The 16,478-nt window shown below is 59.4% G+C and carries 17 protein-coding genes; 6 read left to right on the top strand and 11 right to left on the bottom strand.

What is annotated here, in order from left to right:
- Window positions 1-13: 13 nt before the first annotated feature.
- From flgG to KW840_RS19475, 8 genes are all read right to left on the bottom strand, one after another.
- Window positions 14-799 carry a flagellar basal-body rod protein FlgG gene (flgG, locus tag KW840_RS19510; RefSeq protein WP_057715916.1) on the bottom strand — a complete coding sequence of 262 codons (786 nt, stop codon included), beginning with the start codon at window positions 797-799 and terminating at the stop codon, window positions 14-16.
- A 45-nt stretch (window positions 800-844) separates the two neighbouring features.
- Complete coding sequence (locus tag KW840_RS19505) at window positions 845-1,585, bottom strand: flagellar basal body rod protein FlgF (RefSeq protein WP_090453789.1); 741 nt, start codon at window positions 1,583-1,585, stop codon at window positions 845-847.
- Window positions 1,586-1,787: 202 nt separating this feature from the next.
- Window positions 1,788-2,384 (bottom strand): cytochrome c3 family protein, encoded by a 597-nt coding sequence (locus KW840_RS19500; protein WP_057715918.1) that lies wholly within the window; start codon window positions 2,382-2,384, stop codon window positions 1,788-1,790.
- Window positions 2,385-2,393: 9 nt separating this feature from the next.
- A complete protein-coding gene (locus KW840_RS19495; RefSeq protein WP_371318478.1) occupies window positions 2,394-2,855 on the bottom strand; it encodes a nitrate reductase cytochrome c-type subunit in 462 nt (153 codons plus the stop codon).
- Between the two features lie 41 nt (window positions 2,856-2,896).
- Window positions 2,897-5,401 (bottom strand): nitrate reductase catalytic subunit NapA, encoded by a 2,505-nt coding sequence (napA, locus tag KW840_RS19490; RefSeq protein ID WP_218497032.1) that lies wholly within the window; start codon window positions 5,399-5,401, stop codon window positions 2,897-2,899.
- Entirely contained in the window at window positions 5,392-5,658 is a 267-nt protein-coding gene (locus KW840_RS19485) for a chaperone NapD (protein WP_057715921.1), read from the bottom strand. Before KW840_RS19485 ends, napA begins: the two co-directional genes overlap by 10 nt.
- A 37-nt stretch (window positions 5,659-5,695) precedes the next feature.
- Window positions 5,696-5,863, bottom strand: a complete 168-nt coding sequence (locus KW840_RS19480) for a periplasmic nitrate reductase, NapE protein (RefSeq protein ID WP_173677902.1) — start codon at window positions 5,861-5,863, stop codon at window positions 5,696-5,698.
- Window positions 5,864-6,020: 157 nt separating this feature from the next.
- On the bottom strand, window positions 6,021-7,580 hold the full coding sequence (locus KW840_RS19475) for a sigma-54-dependent transcriptional regulator (protein ID WP_057715922.1): 1,560 nt from the start codon (window positions 7,578-7,580) through the stop codon (window positions 6,021-6,023).
- 384 nt (window positions 7,581-7,964) lie between these two features.
- Between KW840_RS19475 and phhA the strand changes: the two genes are divergently transcribed.
- The 6 genes from phhA (at window position 7,965) to KW840_RS19450 (ending at window position 12,368) form a co-directional block, all read left to right on the top strand.
- Window positions 7,965-8,750 carry a phenylalanine 4-monooxygenase gene (gene phhA, locus KW840_RS19470; protein WP_057715923.1) on the top strand — a complete coding sequence of 262 codons (786 nt, stop codon included), beginning with the start codon at window positions 7,965-7,967 and terminating at the stop codon, window positions 8,748-8,750.
- A 105-nt stretch (window positions 8,751-8,855) separates the two neighbouring features.
- A complete protein-coding gene (locus tag KW840_RS19465; protein ID WP_007938547.1) occupies window positions 8,856-9,212 on the top strand; it encodes a 4a-hydroxytetrahydrobiopterin dehydratase in 357 nt (118 codons plus the stop codon).
- Entirely contained in the window at window positions 9,212-10,405 is a 1,194-nt protein-coding gene (locus KW840_RS19460) for an amino acid aminotransferase (protein WP_218497030.1), read from the top strand. Before KW840_RS19465 ends, KW840_RS19460 begins: the two co-directional genes overlap by 1 nt.
- 274 nt (window positions 10,406-10,679) lie before the next feature.
- Window positions 10,680-10,811, top strand: a complete 132-nt coding sequence (locus KW840_RS28610; protein WP_008051162.1) for a hypothetical protein — start codon at window positions 10,680-10,682, stop codon at window positions 10,809-10,811.
- Window positions 10,812-10,883: 72 nt separating this feature from the next.
- A complete protein-coding gene (locus KW840_RS19455) occupies window positions 10,884-11,069 on the top strand; it encodes a hypothetical protein (RefSeq protein ID WP_057715925.1) in 186 nt (61 codons plus the stop codon).
- 99 nt (window positions 11,070-11,168) lie between these two features.
- Window positions 11,169-12,368: an MFS transporter gene (locus tag KW840_RS19450; RefSeq protein WP_218497029.1), complete on the top strand. Its 1,200-nt coding sequence runs from the start codon at window positions 11,169-11,171 to the stop codon at window positions 12,366-12,368.
- Here the strand turns inward: KW840_RS19450 and arfB are convergent.
- From arfB to rluB, 3 genes are all read right to left on the bottom strand, one after another.
- The gene (gene arfB, locus KW840_RS19445; protein WP_057715927.1) at window positions 12,365-12,778 is read right to left on the bottom strand and encodes an alternative ribosome rescue aminoacyl-tRNA hydrolase ArfB; all 414 of its coding nucleotides are present in this window, start codon (window positions 12,776-12,778) and stop codon (window positions 12,365-12,367) included. The genes KW840_RS19450 and arfB overlap by 4 nt on opposite strands.
- A 164-nt stretch (window positions 12,779-12,942) precedes the next feature.
- Entirely contained in the window at window positions 12,943-14,364 is a 1,422-nt protein-coding gene (locus KW840_RS19440; RefSeq protein WP_057715928.1) for an amino acid permease, read from the bottom strand.
- 862 nt (window positions 14,365-15,226) lie between these two features.
- Window positions 15,227-16,447 carry a 23S rRNA pseudouridine(2605) synthase RluB gene (gene rluB, locus KW840_RS19435; protein WP_057715929.1) on the bottom strand — a complete coding sequence of 407 codons (1,221 nt, stop codon included), beginning with the start codon at window positions 16,445-16,447 and terminating at the stop codon, window positions 15,227-15,229.
- Window positions 16,448-16,478 lie beyond the last annotated feature (31 nt).

The following is a 16,478-nucleotide window of genomic DNA, read 5'->3' as shown; positions in this document are numbered from 1 at the left end:
CACATAGACTTGATTACAGATTCTGCGTTACGAACGAGAGCATCTGGTCGGCGGTGGAGATCACCTTGGAGTTCATCTCGTAGGCGCGCTGGGTGGTGATCATGTTGACCATCTCCTCAACGGTGCTGACGTTGGACGTTTCCAGGGTGTTCTGCAGCGTGGAGCCGAAACCGTTCAGGCCCGGAGTGCCGACTTGCGGCGCGCCACTGGCGGCGGTTTCCAGGAACAGGTTGTTGCCCACCGCCTGCAGGCCGGCCGGGTTGATGAAGTCGGCGGTTTGCAGGTTGCCGATCACCTGGGCTGCCGGGTTGCCGGCAACGGTGATGGACACGGTGCCGTCGCGGCCGACCGTGAAGGTCTGCGCGTCGTTCGGAATGACAATGGCCGGCTCCAGGGCAAAGCCGCTGGCGTTGACGATCTGGCCGTTGGAGTCCAGGTGGAACGTACCGTCACGGGTGTAGGACGTGGTGCCGTCCGGTTGCAGGATCTGGAAGAAACCACGGCCGTCGATGGCCATGTCCAGCGGCTGCTCGGTGGTTTGCAGGCTGCCGGCGGTGAAGTTTTTCTGGGTGCCGACGATACGCACACCGGTACCCAGTTGCAGACCCGACGGCAGTTCGCTGTCCTGGGTCGACTGGGCGCCTGGCTGGCGCTTGATCTGGTAGAGCAGGTCCTGGAACTCGGCGCGGTCACGTTTGAAACCCGTGGTCGACACGTTGGCCAGGTTGTTGGAAATGGTGGTCAGGTTGGTGTCCTGGGCGGACAGACCTGTTTTGGCAACCCATAGAGCCGGAAGCATTCGATTCTCCTCGTGCGCCTGTTTTACGGCGCGACGTGCTGGTAATTAGCTGATCTGCAAGACCCGAGCCATGGCCTGGTCATCGTCTTTGGCGGTGTTCATCATCTTGATGTGCAGCTCGAACTGCTTGGCCAGGGCCAGAACGGAGGTCATCTCCTCCACGGCATTGACGTTGCTCGATTCGAGGAACCCGGACACCAGCTTGACGTTGGCATCGGCCTGCGCAGGCGCGCCGTCTTTGGTGTGGATCGAACCATCCAGGCCCTTGGTCATGTTCTTGAAGTCCGGGTTGACCAGCTTGATGCGGTCGACTTCCGCCATCACCCGGGGACCTTCGCCCATCGCGCGGATGCTGATGGTGCCGTCCTCGCCGACTTCGATCTGCTGCTCCGGCGGCACGGAAATCGGCCCGCCATTGCCCATGACCGGCATGCCGTTGCCGGCGCGCAGCACACCTAGGGCGTCAACGTTCAGGCTGCCGGTGCGCACGTAGCTTTCACCGCCATCGGGATTCTGTACGGCAATCCAGCCGTTGCCTTGCACGGCAACGTCGAGGTCGCGGCCGGTTTCCACCAGTGAGCCGGGGGAGAAATCCGTGGCCGGGCGTTCGGACATGGCAAACGCACGCGCCGGAAAGCTGTCACCGAACACCGGCATCGAACGGGCCTGCTCCAGGTCTTTCTGGAAGCCGTTGGTGGAGATGTTCGCGAGGTTGTTGGCATGAGCCTTTTGCGCCAGTGCATTCTGGCTGGCGCCGGTCATTGCCACATAAAGGTACTTGTCCACACTCTTTCCTCTGCCTGCCGGACGTTTGCCGCCCACTGCTGTGTTGCGCAGGCTGTAGCAATTTGCAGACCAACTTGCGCGCAGCGGCTCCAACCCCCTTTAAACAGGGGCTGGAGGCTAATCAGAAGGGAATCGAACGATGTATCGAAGACGAAAAACCGGCGCGGTTATGCCGCTTGGCGGCAATGCCGTGAAAAGCCGGCTACCAACCTTTCACGCCGCTCATGTCGGGTAATTTGTGGGCAATGCCTTTATGGCAATCGATACAGGTCGCCTGGCCGCTGGCCAATGAGGTGGAGTGCATGTTGGCGGCGCGTTTACCCTGGCGTGTGAAGTCCATGAACTCGAAGTTATGGCAGTTGCGACACTCCCGGGAATCGTTGGCCTTGAGCCGTGCCCACTCGTGTTCGGCCAGCTCCCGGCGCATGCCCAGAAACTTGTCCCGGGTACTGATAGTGCCGAACAGCTTGCCCCAGACCTCCTTGGAAGCCTGCATCTTGCGGGCGATCTTGTGCGTCCACTCGTGGGGGACGTGACAGTCCGGGCACGTGGCGCGCACGCCCGAGCGGTTGGTGTAGTGAATGGTTTCCTGCAACTCGACAAAAACGTTGTCGCGCATTTCATGGCAGGACGTGCAGAACTTCTCGGTGTTGGTCGCTTCCAGCGCGGTGTTGAACCCACCCCAGAAAATCACCCCGGCGATAAACCCGCCGAGGGTCAGGAAACCCAGGCTGTAATGCACGCTGGGCCGACGCAGCACAGCCCAATAATCCTTGAGCAAGGCAAGCAAAGATTTCATGGCCTTTCCTCAAGGTTTCGGCTGGTGGTTGATTTCGTCTTGCAAGACCTGGTCGATGTTCTTGAAGCTGTTGTTCACCAGTGGCTTCACATCCTTTTGCGGCACGTGACACTGGTTGCAGAAGTATCGGCGCGGCGACACCGCCGCCAATGCCTGGCCGTCGCGGTCCATGTAGTGAGTGATGCTGATCATCGGCGCCTGGGTACGCGCACTGTTGGCGCGACTGTGGCAGGTCAGGCACTTGTTGCTGTTCATGTCGATGGCATACCCGCGAATGCTGTGGGGTATGGTGGGCGGTTGATCGGGGTAATTGCGCTCACGCTTGAGGTCCTTGTTCTCGTCTTCGGCAATGGGCGGTGCCGGCAGCTCCTGGGTCAGGGTCCCGCCGACTCGCCGCCCATCCGGTGCCGGCGCATCCAGTGGGTAACCGGGTTCTGCCGCAAATGTCGCGGGCAGCCACATCAGCAGCATGACAAGCAAGGACAGCGAACGATAATTCATGAAAGCTCTCCTTATGCCGTCTTGATCAACTCAATCCTGATCGCGCATTTCTTGTAATCGGTCTGTTTGGAGATCGGGTCCGTCGCATCAAGCGTGACTTTGTTGATCAGCTTGTTGGCATCGAAAAACGGCACGAACACCAGGCCTTGGGGCGGCTTGTTGCGCCCCCGGGTTTCAATCCGCGCACGCATCTCGCCGCGCCGACTGATCAGCTTTACTTCGCTGCCACGCCGGGCATTCAAGGCCTTGGCATCGGCCGGGTGCATGTAGACCAGCGCATCGGGGACCGCTTTATAAAGTTCTTCGACACGCTGGGTCATAGTCCCGGTGTGCCAATGCTCAAGCACCCGACCGGTGCTCAACCAGAACGGGAAGTCCGCGTCCGGGGCTTCCGCAGGAGGCTCGTAAGGCAGCGCGAAGATGATTGCCTTCTTATCGGGGTAGCCGTAGAACTGCACGCCACTGCCCTTCTCGACATACGGATCGTAACCTTCGCGGAAGCGCCAAAGCGTTTCCTTGCCTTCGACGACAGGCCAGCGCAACCCGCGCTCGGAGTGATATCGATCAAAGGGCGCCAAGTCATGACCATGTCCACGGCCGAACTGGGCATATTCTTCGAACAGGCCTTTTTGCAGGTAGAAACCGAAATCCCGGGCCTCGTCGTTCTGATAGCCTGCCGCCATTTGTTCAACAGGGAACTGATCGACCTGGCCATTCTTGAATAGCACCTCATACAGGGTCTTGCCCTTGTATTGCGGTGAGCCGTCCAACAGTTCCTGCGGCCAGACCTCGTCGGTTTTAAAGCGCTTGGAAAACTCGACCAATTGCCAAAGGTCCGACTTGGCGTCACCCGGCGCCGAGACCAGTTGATGCCAGAACTGCGTGCGCCGCTCCGCGTTGCCGTAAGCGCCTTCTTTCTCGACCCACATCGCCGTCGGCAAAATCAGATCGGCCGCCTGTGCCGAGACGGTGGGATACACATCCGACACCACCACGAAGTTCTCGGGGTTGCGCCACCCCGGCAGCACTTCCTGCATGATGTTGGGCCCGGCCTGCATGTTGTTGCTGGCCATCGTCCAATACACATTGAGCACGCCGTCCTTGAGCATGCGACTCTGCTGCACGGCATGGAACCCGACCTTTTCCTTGATGGTGCCCGTCGGGAGCTTCCAGATTTTTTCCGCGGTGGCGCGGTGCGCCGGATTGGTGACCACCAGGTCGGCCGGCAAACGATGGGAGAACGTGCCCACTTCACGTGCCGTCCCGCAGGCCGAAGGCTGGCCCGTCAGGGAGAAAGGACTGTTGCCCGGCTCGCTGATTTTCCCGGTCAGCAGGTGAATGTTGTAGATCAGGTTGTTGGCCCACACACCCCGGGTGTGCTGGTTGAAGCCCATGGTCCAGAACGAAACCACCTTGCGCTTGGGGTCGGCGTACAGTTCGGCCAATGCCTTGAGGCGCTCGGCCGGCACACCGGTTTCTTTCGCGGTGCGCTCAAGGGTGTAGGGTTTTACAAAAGCGGCGAATTGCTCGAAGTCGATGTCGGTCCAGGTGTTCGCCTTGTCGGCATTTTTGGCTTTCATCTCCAGCGGATTATCGGCACGCAAACCGTAGCCGATGTCATCCGTGCCTTTGGCGAACTTGGTGTGTTTGCTGACGAAGTCTTTGTTGACCGAACCGCTTTCAATGATGTGATTGGCGATGTAGTTGAGAATGAGCAGGTCAGTCTGCGGCTTGAACACCATCGGAATGTCGGCCAGTTCAAAACTGCGATGTTCGAAAGTAGAGAGCACGGCCACTTTCACATTCGGCTGGCTTAAACGGCGATCAGTGACCCGACTCCACAGAATCGGATGCATTTCCGCCATGTTCGAACCCCACAAGACGAATGCATCGGTGACTTCGATATCGTCATAACAGCCCATTGGCTCATCGATACCGAACGTGCGCATAAAGCCCATGACCGCCGAGGCCATGCAATGGCGTGCATTGGGATCGATGTTGTTCGAGCGAAACCCCGCCTTCATCAATTTGTTGGCCGCGTACCCTTCCCAGATCGTCCACTGTCCGGAGCCGAACATGGCGATAGACTCCCCGCCCTTGTTCTTCAGCGCCTCCTTGTACTTCAACTCCATCACATCGAACGCCTGTTTCCAGGACACCGGGTGAAACTCGCCTTGTTTGTCATATTGCCCATTGGTCATGCGCAACAGCGGCTGAGTCAGCCGATCAACGCCGTACATGATCTTGGACAAAAAGTAGCCTTTGACGCAGTTCAACCCGCGATTGACCTCGGCTTTTACGTCGCCGTGGGTTGCAACAACCCTGTTGTCCTTAGTCGCCACCATGACACTGCAACCGGTGCCGCAAAAACGACAGGGCGCCTTGTTCCAGTCCAGGGCAACCATGTCTTGTTCGGTAATCAGGTTGCTGGCAGAGGTAAAGACCGGGAGGCCCGCAGCCGCTGCCGCGATCCCGGCAGCCTGGGCTTTGACAAACTCTCGCCGCGTCATAGGCATGTGCTTTCTCCCGTTACATCGAGAATCTCGTGATAAACCAGGGCGGCATTGAGCACGCCTGGCAAGCGATTGATCTGATCGATTCGCTGAAGAATCTGGCTTTCGTGATCGGTTTCCAGCACAACCACCAGTTTGCCGGCAGGGCTTTCCTGATGAAGTTCAACGCCCTTGAGCAAACGCAAGTTGGCTTTCACCGCCTCGAACAGGGCCGGACGGGCATGTACTACCAGACTGGCAATGTGCAGCGTCTTTCCCATGTCCCGTACTCCCTGCTGAATTAGAGATAGATGGCGATCAGTTGGGGGGGCCTGGCGGACCGAGGAGCATTTGCAGGAACCAGACAAAAAAACCGTAACCACCGACTATCGCCACCGATAACAGTGGAAACAGAACAATGATCAGGAAATAGAAGAGGCGAGTTTCTTTGCGAACTCGCTGGGTAGAGTCATCCATTGATGGCATGGTCAGCACTCCTGCCAAACTTTGAGAGGAGCCTAGATGGCTTCCTCTATAAGTTCCATGATTCAGATCAATAGCAGAAGCTTTAGCGCTTTAAATGCGAACTGACAGCACTGGATAAATATTGACACTCGAGAATAGTTATTATTTGAGTGAGTTTTTAACGCTCCAGTTTGCCTATTTCATATTCACGCAACTTGTTGGCAATCGTTGTGTGGGAAACACCCAGTCGCTTGCCGAGCAATCGGCTGCTGGCATGTTCCGAATAAAGCCGTTCCAGTACCGCCTTCTCGAAACGCCCGACGATCTCGTCCAACCCACCCTCCAGCGAAAAATCGCCAAGGGGCTGACGCACGCCATAATCCGGCAGACGAATATGCTCGGCCTTGACCGTGCCGCCGTCGCACAGGGAAACCGCCTGGAACAGCACGTTCTCCAGTTGACGCACGTTACCTGGCCAATGGTAGTGGCTGAGCCGCTCCATGGCCGCCGGCGCCAGCTTTGGCAACGAGCAGCCGATCTGCCGACTGGCCTGATCGAGGAAGTGCTCCACCAGCGGCGTCAAGCCGTCGAGGCATTCGCGCAACGGCGGGATGTGCAGCGACAACACATTCAAGCGGTGGTAGAGGTCCTGGCGGAACTCACCGCGAGCGCACAATTCGGACAGGTCGACCTGGGTCGCGCAGATCACTCGCACGTCGAGGTAGACCTCTTCATCACTGCCCACACGACGGAAGCAACCGTCCTGCAAAAAACGCAGCAATTTCACCTGCAAGCGCGGGCTCATTTCCCCGACGCCATCGAGAAACAGCGTGCCGCCCGCCGTCAGCTCCAGCAGCCCGAGCTTGCCTTCGGCCCGCGCCCCTTCAAAGGCGCCCGGGCCGTAACCGAACAATTCCGTCTCGGCCATGGACTCCGGCAGACCGGCGCAATTGAGCGCCATCAACGGCGATTGCCCTCGAGGGCTGGCCAAGTGGCAAGCCCGCGCCAGCAACTCTTTGCCGGTGCCGGTTTCCCCTTCGATCAACAGCGGTGCATCCAATGGCGCCATGCGTCGCGCTTCGCGCACCACGGCGGCCATGACTTTCGAGCTTTGGAAGATGCTGTCGAAGCCGCGCAACTCCTGCTTGCGCACGTTGTAGATGCGCTCGCCCACCCGGTCGGCGCGGTGCAATGTCAGCACCGCACCGGCCATGGCCTCGCTGTCGTCATGCTCCGATTGCAGCGGCGCGATGTCGGCCAGGAACACATCCCCCTTGACCTTGACCCGCAGCCCGTTGATCCGCGACTTGTTGGCGCGCACCAGTTCCGGCAAATCGAAATCCTCGGCGTACCGCGACAGGGGAATCCCCGGCACCTCGTCGACGCGCACCCCGAGCAACTGCGCCGCCGCACGGTTGGCCGCGACAATGGAACCGCCCATGTCGATCGACAGCACCGGAAACTCCAGCGCACCGAGCAGTGCATTGAGTTCCATGTGCCGACGCTCGCTGGGCATCAGCCCTACACGCTTGACGCCAAAGACCCCGGCAATCGCTTCGAATTTCGGACGCAAGGCCTGGAACTGAATGTTGATCAGGTTTGGGCAATGCAGGTAGATGGCATTGCCATGCTCACCGCCCACCTCACCGCGGGCCACGTTGATCCCGTACTCCACCAACAGGTTGAGAATGTCGCGCAGGATGCCGATGCGGTTCTGGCAGTGGACTTTGATACGCATATTAAAGGCCCGAAAAAACGATGAATGGGGTGCGTAACCTGTAGGAGCGAGCCTGCTCGCGATGGAGTCGAGCGCAACGCGTTTATTCAGGATGAACGCGTTTTCGTTAACGTCCATCGCGAGCAGGCTCGCTCCTACGGGGATTATTTTTCTGCTGAGGTGCTCAGATAGTCGTCAAGATTATGTGACAGGTACGATGCTTTTCAAACCCGAAAAACTCAACATCTGCGCCACAGCAGTTAATCCGTAACGAAAAATTTACGAAAAACGGTAAATCTTCCTGCGAATTACCAGAGTCACCTGCTGCAACAGCGCAATTCTTGAGGTATTTCTAGGTCCATAGCAGTACATAACAAGAACGAAATCCCCTAGCAGGAGAGCAGCATGAAGCAGACGCAATACGTGGCTCGCGAGCCCGATGCGCAAGGTTTTATCGACTACCCCGCCGAAGAACACGCGGTGTGGAACACGCTGATCACTCGTCAACTGAAAGTGATCGAAGGGCGTGCGTGCCAGGAGTACCTGGACGGTATCGAAAAACTCGGTCTGCCCCACGACCGCATTCCTCAACTCGGCGAAATCAACAAAGTCCTCGCTGAAACCACCGGCTGGCAGGTTGCCCGGGTTCCGGCACTGATTCCCTTCCAGACCTTTTTCGAATTGCTGGCCAGCAAGCAGTTCCCGGTGGCGACCTTCATTCGTACCCGCGAAGAACTGGACTACCTGCAGGAGCCAGACATTTTCCACGAGATCTTCGGTCACTGCCCGCTGCTGACCAACCCGTGGTTCGCCGAATTCACCCACACCTACGGCAAGCTCGGCCTCAAGGCGTCCAAGGAAGAACGCGTGTACCTGGCGCGCCTGTACTGGATGACCATCGAGTTCGGCCTGCTCGACACCCCGCAAGGCCAGCGCATCTACGGCGGTGGCATCCTGTCCTCGCCGAAAGAGACCGTCTACAGCCTGTCGAACGAGCCTGAACACCAAGCCTTCGACCCGCTGGAATGCATGCGCACGCCTTACCGCATCGACATCCTGCAACCCCTGTATTTCGTTCTGCCGAACCTCAAGCGCCTGTTCGACCTGGCCCACGAAGACATCATGGGCATGGTCAAGCAAGCGATGCAGATGGGTCTGCACACGCCGAAATTTCCGCCAAAGGCCGCGTGAACTGCGACTTTTACTGACAAGTGAGTCTGTCAGTCACCGTCGCTTTGGTTTAGCGTGACGGCACTGTCGACCGATATAAAAACACTCGATTACAGGAAACACACCATGTCCACTTTGAACCAAGCCCATTGCGAAGCCTGCCGCGCCGACGCCCCACAAGTCAGCGACGAAGAACTGCCGATCCTGATCAAGCAGATCCCGGACTGGAACATCGAAGTACGTGACAGCGTCATGCAGCTGGAAAAGGTCTTCCTGTTCAAGAACTTCAAGCACGCCCTGGCGTTCACCAACGCCGTCGGCGAAATCTCCGAGGCCGAAGGCCATCACCCGGGCCTGCTGACCGAGTGGGGCAAAGTGACCGTGACCTGGTGGAGCCACTCGATCAAGGGCCTGCACCGCAACGATTTCATCATGGCCGCGCGCACCGACGAAGTGGCGAAGGACGCTGAGGGGCGCAAGTAATGCATTTCGACGCCATCGGTCGAGTGCCTGGCGACCCGATTCTGGGCCTGATGGAGGCCTACGCGCAGGACCCGAACCCGCGCAAATTCGATTTGGGCGTGGGTGTCTACAAGGACGCCCAGGGCCTGACGCCGATTCTCGAGTCGGTGAAACTTGCCGAGCAGCGCCTGGTGGATCACCAGTCCACCAAGACCTACATCGGTGGTCACGGCGAACCGGCGTTCGGCAAAGCGATCAATGAGCTGGTGCTGGGTGCCGACTCGAAGCTGATCAGCGCACAACGCGCCGGCGCCACCCAGACTCCGGGCGGCACCGGGGCGTTGCGCCTGAGCGCGGACTTCATCGCCCAGTGCCTGCCAGGGCGTGGCGTGTGGTTGAGCAACCCGACCTGGCCGATCCACGAAACGATTTTTGCGGCAGCCAAGGTCAAGGTCAGCCACTACCCGTACGTGGGCAGTGACAACCGTCTCGACGTCGACGGCATGCTGGCGGCGCTCAACGAAGCGCCCAAGGGTGACGTGGTCTTGCTGCACGCCTGCTGCCACAACCCGACCGGTTTCGACCTGTCCCAGGATGACTGGCAACGGGTGCTGGACGTGGTGCGCCGTCGCGAACTGCTGCCGCTGATCGACTTCGCCTACCAAGGATTCGGCGATGGCCTGGAACAGGATGCCTGGTCGACCCGGCTGTTCGCCGCCGAGTTGCCGGAACTGCTGATCACCAGTTCCTGCTCAAAGAATTTCGGCCTGTACCGCGACCGCACCGGCGCGCTGATTGTCTGCGCGAAAACCGCCGACAAGCTGGTGGATATCCGCAGCCAACTGGCCAACATCGCCCGCAACCTTTGGTCGACGCCGCCGGATCATGGCGCTGCCGTTGTAGCGACCATCCTCGGTGATCCAGAGCTGAAACGCCTGTGGGCCGACGAAGTTGAAGCGATGCGCCTGCGTATCGCCCAACTGCGCAGCGGCTTGGTGGAAGCGCTGGAGCCTCACGGTTTGCGCGAGCGCTTTGCCCATATTGGCGTGCAACGCGGGATGTTCTCCTACACCGGCCTGTCGCCTGAGCAAGTGAAGAACCTGCGCGATCATCACAGCGTGTACATGGTCAGCTCGGGCCGGGCCAACGTGGCCGGCATTGATGCCACGCGCCTGGATTTGCTGGCCGAGGCGATTGCCAACGTCTGCAAGTAACCCTCGGGCACTGCAATCCCCCTGTGGGAGCGAGCTTGCTCGCGATAGCGGTCTATCAGTCAACATCATCGTTGAATGACACTCCGCAATCGCGAGCAAGCTCGCTCCCACATTTGCTTCTGCGTAATTGTTACTTATCTGTCTATACAACCCCATCCGTCGAAACAAATGGATATAAAAGTCCGTTTGTCATTTTCAGTGCTGTATCCTGCCCAGGCTTTTTTAAAGCGCGGATCTACCAGATCTATCAACAGACTTAGCGAGGAGCGCAACCATGCACGAGATTCCTAATCTCCCCTTCCCAAGCCTGCACGTACCTGAGCAGACGACCACGCAGCAAGCCGGAGCCCAACAGCCCGAGCCGAAAGAAGCCACTGACAGCCGCCAGGCTGACAGAGAAGACTGAAACACCCGCCGTACAGACCGTGTGGAAAGCGCTACCATGCGCTTTCCACACTGCCTGAAACGAGAACTTTCCATGACCGATGAATTCAGCGAAGCGCAGGCCAGCGTCCTGATCGGCACCGCCGAGAAAATGATCGAGATCTGGAATCGCCTCTCTCCCGAGAAACAAGCCGCTTTGCTCGCCCGCTTCGGCACCCAGGAAAATGCGCTGGCCGCCCTGGTCACCACGCAACTGGTCGCTCCCGTCAAAGCTGAATGACACCGCCCGGTAAATAGTTTTACTTTTTCACAACCGCCGACCGTCCACACCGCTATCATAAGCAGCCTATCTATCCTGCTTTACCGTGGACCTTTACCCATGCCTGAAAACCAGCGCCCCCTGGCGGTCACGCTGCAAGTCGTTTCCATCGTCCTTTTCACCTTCATTGGCTACCTGAACATCGGCATCCCCCTGGCCGTATTGCCCGGTTACGTCCACAGCGACCTGGGCTTCGGTGCGGTGATCGCGGGTCTGGTGATCAGCGTGCAATACCTGGCCACCCTGCTCAGCCGCCCCTATGCAGGGAAGATCATCGACAACAAGGGCAGCAAACTGGCTGTGATGTATGGCCTGGCCGGTTGCGGCTTGAGCGGTGTGTTCATGCTGGTCTCGGCCTGGACCCAGAGCCTGCCGACCTTGAGCCTGATCAGCCTGTTGATCGGCCGTCTGGTTCTCGGCAGCGCGGAAAGCCTGGTGGGCTCGGGCTCGATTGGCTGGGGTATCGGCCGGGTCGGTGCGGCGAACACCGCCAAGGTCATCTCCTGGAACGGTATCGCCAGCTATGGCGCACTGGCTGTCGGCGCGCCCCTGGGCGTGTTGATCGTCCATCAACTGGGCTTGTGGAGCATGGGCGTCAGTATTGTGTTGCTGGCCGTGCTCGGTCTGCTGCTGGCCTGGCCGAAAACCGCCGCACCGATTGTTGCCGGTGAGCGCCTGCCGTTCATGCATGTGCTGGGGCGAGTCTTCCCCCACGGTTGCGGCCTGGCCCTGGGCTCCATCGGCTTCGGCACCATCGCCACCTTCATCACCTTGTATTACGCCACGCAACACTGGGACAACGCGGTGCTGTGCCTAAGCCTGTTCGGCGCCAGCTTCATCGGCGCGCGCTTGCTGTTCGGCAACCTGATCAACCGCCTCGGCGGCTTTCGCGTGGCCATTGCCTGCCTGTCAGTGGAAACCCTGGGATTGCTCTTGCTGTGGCTGGCACCGGATGCCCATTGGGCACTGGCGGGTGCGGCGCTGAGCGGCTTCGGCTTTTCACTGGTGTTTCCGGCACTGGGCGTGGAGGCGGTCAACCTGGTCCCGGCCTCCAGCCGTGGTGCAGCGGTCGGCGCCTACTCGCTGTTCATCGACTTGTCGCTGGGGATCACCGGGCCGCTGGCCGGGGCGATTGCCGCCGGGTTCGGGTTCGCTTCGATCTTCCTGTTCGCCGCCCTCGCCGCGCTCAGCGGTTTGATGCTGAGCCTATACCTTTACCGGCAGGCGCCGAAGCAACGCGAAGCGCGGGACGCCCGTTAGAAGTCGACCTTGCCGCGCCCGGCCTTGATGTTGCCGCGCTTGCTCTTGGATTCGAGGCGACGGGTCTTCGAGCCGAGGGTCGGCTTGGTCGGACGGCGCTTTTTCTCGACCTTGGTGGCACTGAGGATCAACTCGGTCAGCCGCAACAGCGCATCGGCGCGGTTCTGCTCCTGCGTCCGGTACTGCTGGGCCTTGATGATCAACACACCGTCGCTGGTGATGCGACTGTCGCGCAGCGCCAGCAGCCGCTCCTTGTAGAACTCGGGCAAGGACGACGCCGGAATGTCGAAGCGCAGGTGCACGGCGCTGGAAACCTTGTTGACGTTCTGCCCACCCGCGCCCTGGGCTCGAATGGCCGTCAACTCGATCTCGGCATCCGGCAGTTGCACGTTGTTGGAAATCACCAGCATGGAAAAGCGTCCGTATTCAGAACGTGCAGGATACCGCGAATGAGTGTCAGGAACGCAGCAGAACCAATGTGGGAGCGGGCTTGCTCCCACAAAGGGATTTATGTGAACCCCGAAAAAAAACAAACCCGGCACATGGCCGGGTTCGTTGTTTCTGCGTTCTGCGTTTACTTCGCCGCAGAGCCGGCAACCTGCAGTGCATGTTGCGCACTGCGCTTGTTCTTGATGCCGTAGCAGACCCACATGAACACGAGCCACACTGGAATCGCGTACACCGATGTCTGGATCCCCGGAATCAACAACATCACGCCAAGGATGAACAACACGAACGCCAGGCAGATGTAGTTGCCGTACGGATACCACAAGGCCTTGAACAGCGGCGTCTGTTTTGTCTTGTTCATGTGCTGGCGGAACTTGAAGTGCGAGTAGCTGATCATCGCCCAGTTGATCACCAGGGTGGCCACCACCAGCGACATCAGCAGTTCCAGCGCGCTGTGCGGAATCAGGTAGTTCAGCAGTACCGCGATCAGAGTCACGGCGGCCGAGGCCAGGATCGAGCGCACCGGCACACCGCGCTTGTCGATCTTCGCCAATGCCTTTGGCGCATCGCCTTGCTCGGCCATGCCCAGCAGCATGCGGCTGTTGCAGTAGGTGCCGCTGTTGTACACCGACAGCGCAGCGGTCAGGACCACGAAGTTGAGAATGTGCGCGGCGGTATTGCTGCCCAGCATCGAGAACACTTGCACGAACGGGCTGCCGCTATAGGAATCACCGGAAGCGTTCAGGGTGGTCAGCAAGCTGTCCCACGGCGTCAACGACAGCAGGATCACCAATGCACCGATGTAGAAAATCAGGATCCGGTAGATCACCTGGTTGATCGCTTTCGGAATCACGGTTTTCGGTTTGTCGGCTTCGGCAGCGGTGAAACCGAGCATTTCCAGGCCACCGAAGGAAAACATGATGAAAGCCATGGCCATCACCAGACCCGTGACACCGTTCGGGAAGAAGCCACCGTGGGACCACAGGTTGCTGACCGCAGCTTGCGGGCCGCCATTGCCACTGACCAGCAGGTAGCTGCCCAGAGCAATCATGCCGACGATCGCCACGACCTTGATGATCGCAAACCAGAACTCGGCCTCGCCAAAGACTTTGACGTTGGCCAGGTTGATGGCGTTGATCAGCACGAAGAAGGCAGCTGCGGAGGCCCAGGTCGGGATGTCCGGCGCCCAGTAGTGGATGTACTTGCCAACCGCGGTCAGCTCGGACATACCCACCAGAATGTACAGGATCCAGCAGTTCCAGCCCGACAGGAAGCCGGCAAAGCCGCCCCAGTACTTGTGCGCGAAGTGGCTGAAGGAGCCGGCCACCGGATCTTCGACGATCATTTCACCCAGTTGGCGCATGATCATGAAGGCGATGAAGCCGCAGATGGCGTAGCCGAGGATCATCGACGGGCCGGCGGATTTCAGCACCCCGGCCGAGCCGAGGAACAAGCCGGTACCGATCGCGCCACCGAGGGCGATCAATTGAATGTGGCGATTTTTCAGGCCGCGTTTCAGCTCGCCTGATTGCGGGTTTTGTCCACTCATGAAAAGGGTCTCACGCAAGGTTTGATGATGTTCAGTAGACGTTGCTGCTCAAGAAAGGCGTTAAGCGGCACCGATCAAACCCCAGCGCAGGCACCAGGAGTTCAGCGTAATTACAACGGTCATGCGTCACCTGTTTGTTTTTATCTGTGACGAAATCGAACCCGACACGCTCGTGACGCGACGGAGTGAACAAGGCGGATAGCCTTGAGGTTTGCGCAGATGCGCAGGAGGTCACAGGTAAAACGCGGCGCATTGTACACCTGTAACCCCCTGCTGCCAGACCCGCTGGACAAGCGTGTCTATGGCCGGGATTGCCTGTGTCCGCCCCGAGAGGCTCGGGCGGCTGCAAAAAATGGGTCAGATCCTTGCGGATCATCGACGCAGACGGCGCCAAACACGCCACTCGCGGAGAGATGAAAACGGATTGCGGCGTTCATTGCGCCTCCTTTTTGTTATGCACCTGCACGACAGGCATGGCGCGCATAACACCCTGCATGGAGCGGTGAAACAAGCGGGCCAGAGGGTCGGAAGGAGGAAGGAGGACGCTGAAGCGTAAGCGTTTTCTTACGGTATCCAGGGGATGGCGATTCCACGGGGTTAATCCGTGGTTTTTGTCAGGATTTCTTTACATGGCGTAAACCATGATTTCCATATTGGAGGTCTCAGCGCGACGACTGACGCCATCGCGAGCAAGCTCGCTCCCACATTTTAATCGCGATTCTCCGAGCAAACTCATCACCCTGTGGGAGCGAGCTTGCTCGCGATGGCGCCCTCAAAAACAATACGGACATAAAGCCAGACAAAAAAAACGCCAACCCGAAGGTTGGCGTTTTTCACTTGTCGCTAACAGCTTACCGCTGCCTCACTCCGGCTTGCGACGACCGAAGCCTGGACGCTGGCCGGAACCGGCCGGTGCGCCACGGCGCTTGCCCGATGGCGTGTCACCGTCGACCAGTTTGATCCCCGGACGCTTCGGCGCGGGCTTGGCCGGGCGCTTGGTGTCGGCCGGGCGATCGGCTACCGGCGTACCACGACCTTCGCCACGCTCGGTACGGCCGTTGGCCGGACGTGGCGTACGTGGACCGCGTTCGCCGTCCTGACGGGCAGCAGGCTTGCGCCCTGGACGCTCGCCTTCGATCTGCGGCTCGCGGCTGGCACGAGGCGCGGCAGGTGCGGCGGCTGCACCAGTGGCTGGACGCAGGGTACGAACGCGTTCGGTCTTGGCCATCGGACGCGACGACTTGCGCTGCATCCGGTCAAGCTTGTCCTTGCTCTTGGCGTTCATCTGCGGCATCGCGACCGGCGTCAGGCCGACCTCGGCACTCAGGATGTCGACTTCGTACTGGCTCATTTCGCGCCAGCGGCCCATCGGCAGGTCGGAGTTGAGGAACACCGGGCCGAAACGCACGCGCTTCAGACGGCTGACCACCAGGCCCTGGGATTCCCACAGGCGACGAACTTCGCGGTTACGACCTTCCATCACCACGCAGTGATACCAATGGTTGAAACCTTCACCGCCTGGCGCCTGCTTGATGTCGGTGAACTTGGCCGGGCCGTCTTCAAGGACAACACCAGCCTTCAGACGCTCGATCATCTCGTCATCGACTTCACCACGCACACGTACCGCATATTCACGGTCCATTTCGTAGGAAGGGTGCATCAGGCGGTTTGCCAGCTCACCGTCGGTGGTGAACATCAGCAGACCGGTGGTGTTGATGTCCAGGCGACCGATGTTGATCCAGCGGCCTTCTTTCGGGCGCGGCATCTTGTCGAACACGGTCGGACGGCCTTCAGGGTCAACGCGGGTGCAGATCTCGCCGTCGGGCTTGTTGTACATGATCACGCGGCGGACCGACTCGGCAGCCTCTTCGCGCTTGATCACCTTGCCATCGATGGTGATGGCGTCGTGCATGTCGACACGCTGGCCAAGGGTGGCGTCTTTGCCGTTGACCTTGATGCGGCCGTGGCTGATCCAGGCTTCCACGTCACGGCGCGAGCCGACGCCGATACGGGCGAGGACTTTCTGCAGTTTTTCGCCTGCTGGGCCGATTGGCTGATCGTCTTGCTGGTCTTTGATACTCATCTGGGCACCTCCCGGTGTGGTCTGAAAACTG

The sequence above is a fragment of the Pseudomonas sp. PDM30 genome, assembly GCF_019218985.1.
In the GTDB taxonomy this organism is placed as follows: domain Bacteria; phylum Pseudomonadota; class Gammaproteobacteria; order Pseudomonadales; family Pseudomonadaceae; genus Aquipseudomonas; species Aquipseudomonas jessenii.
Note: the sequence above shows the minus strand (reverse complement) of the source record. Positions and strands in the feature narration are given on the sequence as shown.

Excerpts from the sequence above, each read along its gene's own strand:
- flgG (WP_057715916.1), bottom strand. The coding sequence starts at position 799 with ATGCTTCCGGCTCTATGGGTTGCCAAAACAGGTCTGTCCGCCCAGGAC.
- KW840_RS19500 (WP_057715918.1), bottom strand. The coding sequence starts at position 2,384 with ATGAAATCTTTGCTTGCCTTGCTCAAGGATTATTGGGCTGTGCTGCGT.
- KW840_RS19495 (WP_371318478.1), bottom strand. The coding sequence starts at position 2,855 with ATGCTGCTGATGTGGCTGCCCGCGACATTTGCGGCAGAACCCGGTTAC.
- napA (WP_218497032.1), bottom strand. The coding sequence starts at position 5,401 with ATGCCTATGACGCGGCGAGAGTTTGTCAAAGCCCAGGCTGCCGGGATC.
- KW840_RS19485 (WP_057715921.1), bottom strand. The coding sequence starts at position 5,658 with ATGGGAAAGACGCTGCACATTGCCAGTCTGGTAGTACATGCCCGTCCG.
- KW840_RS19480 (WP_173677902.1), bottom strand. The coding sequence starts at position 5,863 with ATGCCATCAATGGATGACTCTACCCAGCGAGTTCGCAAAGAAACTCGC.
- KW840_RS19475 (WP_057715922.1), bottom strand. The coding sequence starts at position 7,580 with ATGCGTATCAAAGTCCACTGCCAGAACCGCATCGGCATCCTGCGCGAC.
- phhA (WP_057715923.1), top strand. The coding sequence starts at position 7,965 with ATGAAGCAGACGCAATACGTGGCTCGCGAGCCCGATGCGCAAGGTTTT.
- KW840_RS19465 (WP_007938547.1), top strand. The coding sequence starts at position 8,856 with ATGTCCACTTTGAACCAAGCCCATTGCGAAGCCTGCCGCGCCGACGCC.
- KW840_RS19460 (WP_218497030.1), top strand. The coding sequence starts at position 9,212 with ATGCATTTCGACGCCATCGGTCGAGTGCCTGGCGACCCGATTCTGGGC.
- KW840_RS28610 (WP_008051162.1), top strand. The coding sequence starts at position 10,680 with ATGCACGAGATTCCTAATCTCCCCTTCCCAAGCCTGCACGTACCTGAG.
- KW840_RS19455 (WP_057715925.1), top strand. The coding sequence starts at position 10,884 with ATGACCGATGAATTCAGCGAAGCGCAGGCCAGCGTCCTGATCGGCACC.
- KW840_RS19450 (WP_218497029.1), top strand. The coding sequence starts at position 11,169 with ATGCCTGAAAACCAGCGCCCCCTGGCGGTCACGCTGCAAGTCGTTTCC.
- arfB (WP_057715927.1), bottom strand. The coding sequence starts at position 12,778 with ATGCTGGTGATTTCCAACAACGTGCAACTGCCGGATGCCGAGATCGAG.
- KW840_RS19440 (WP_057715928.1), bottom strand. The coding sequence starts at position 14,364 with ATGAGTGGACAAAACCCGCAATCAGGCGAGCTGAAACGCGGCCTGAAA.
- rluB (WP_057715929.1), bottom strand. The coding sequence starts at position 16,447 with ATGAGTATCAAAGACCAGCAAGACGATCAGCCAATCGGCCCAGCAGGC.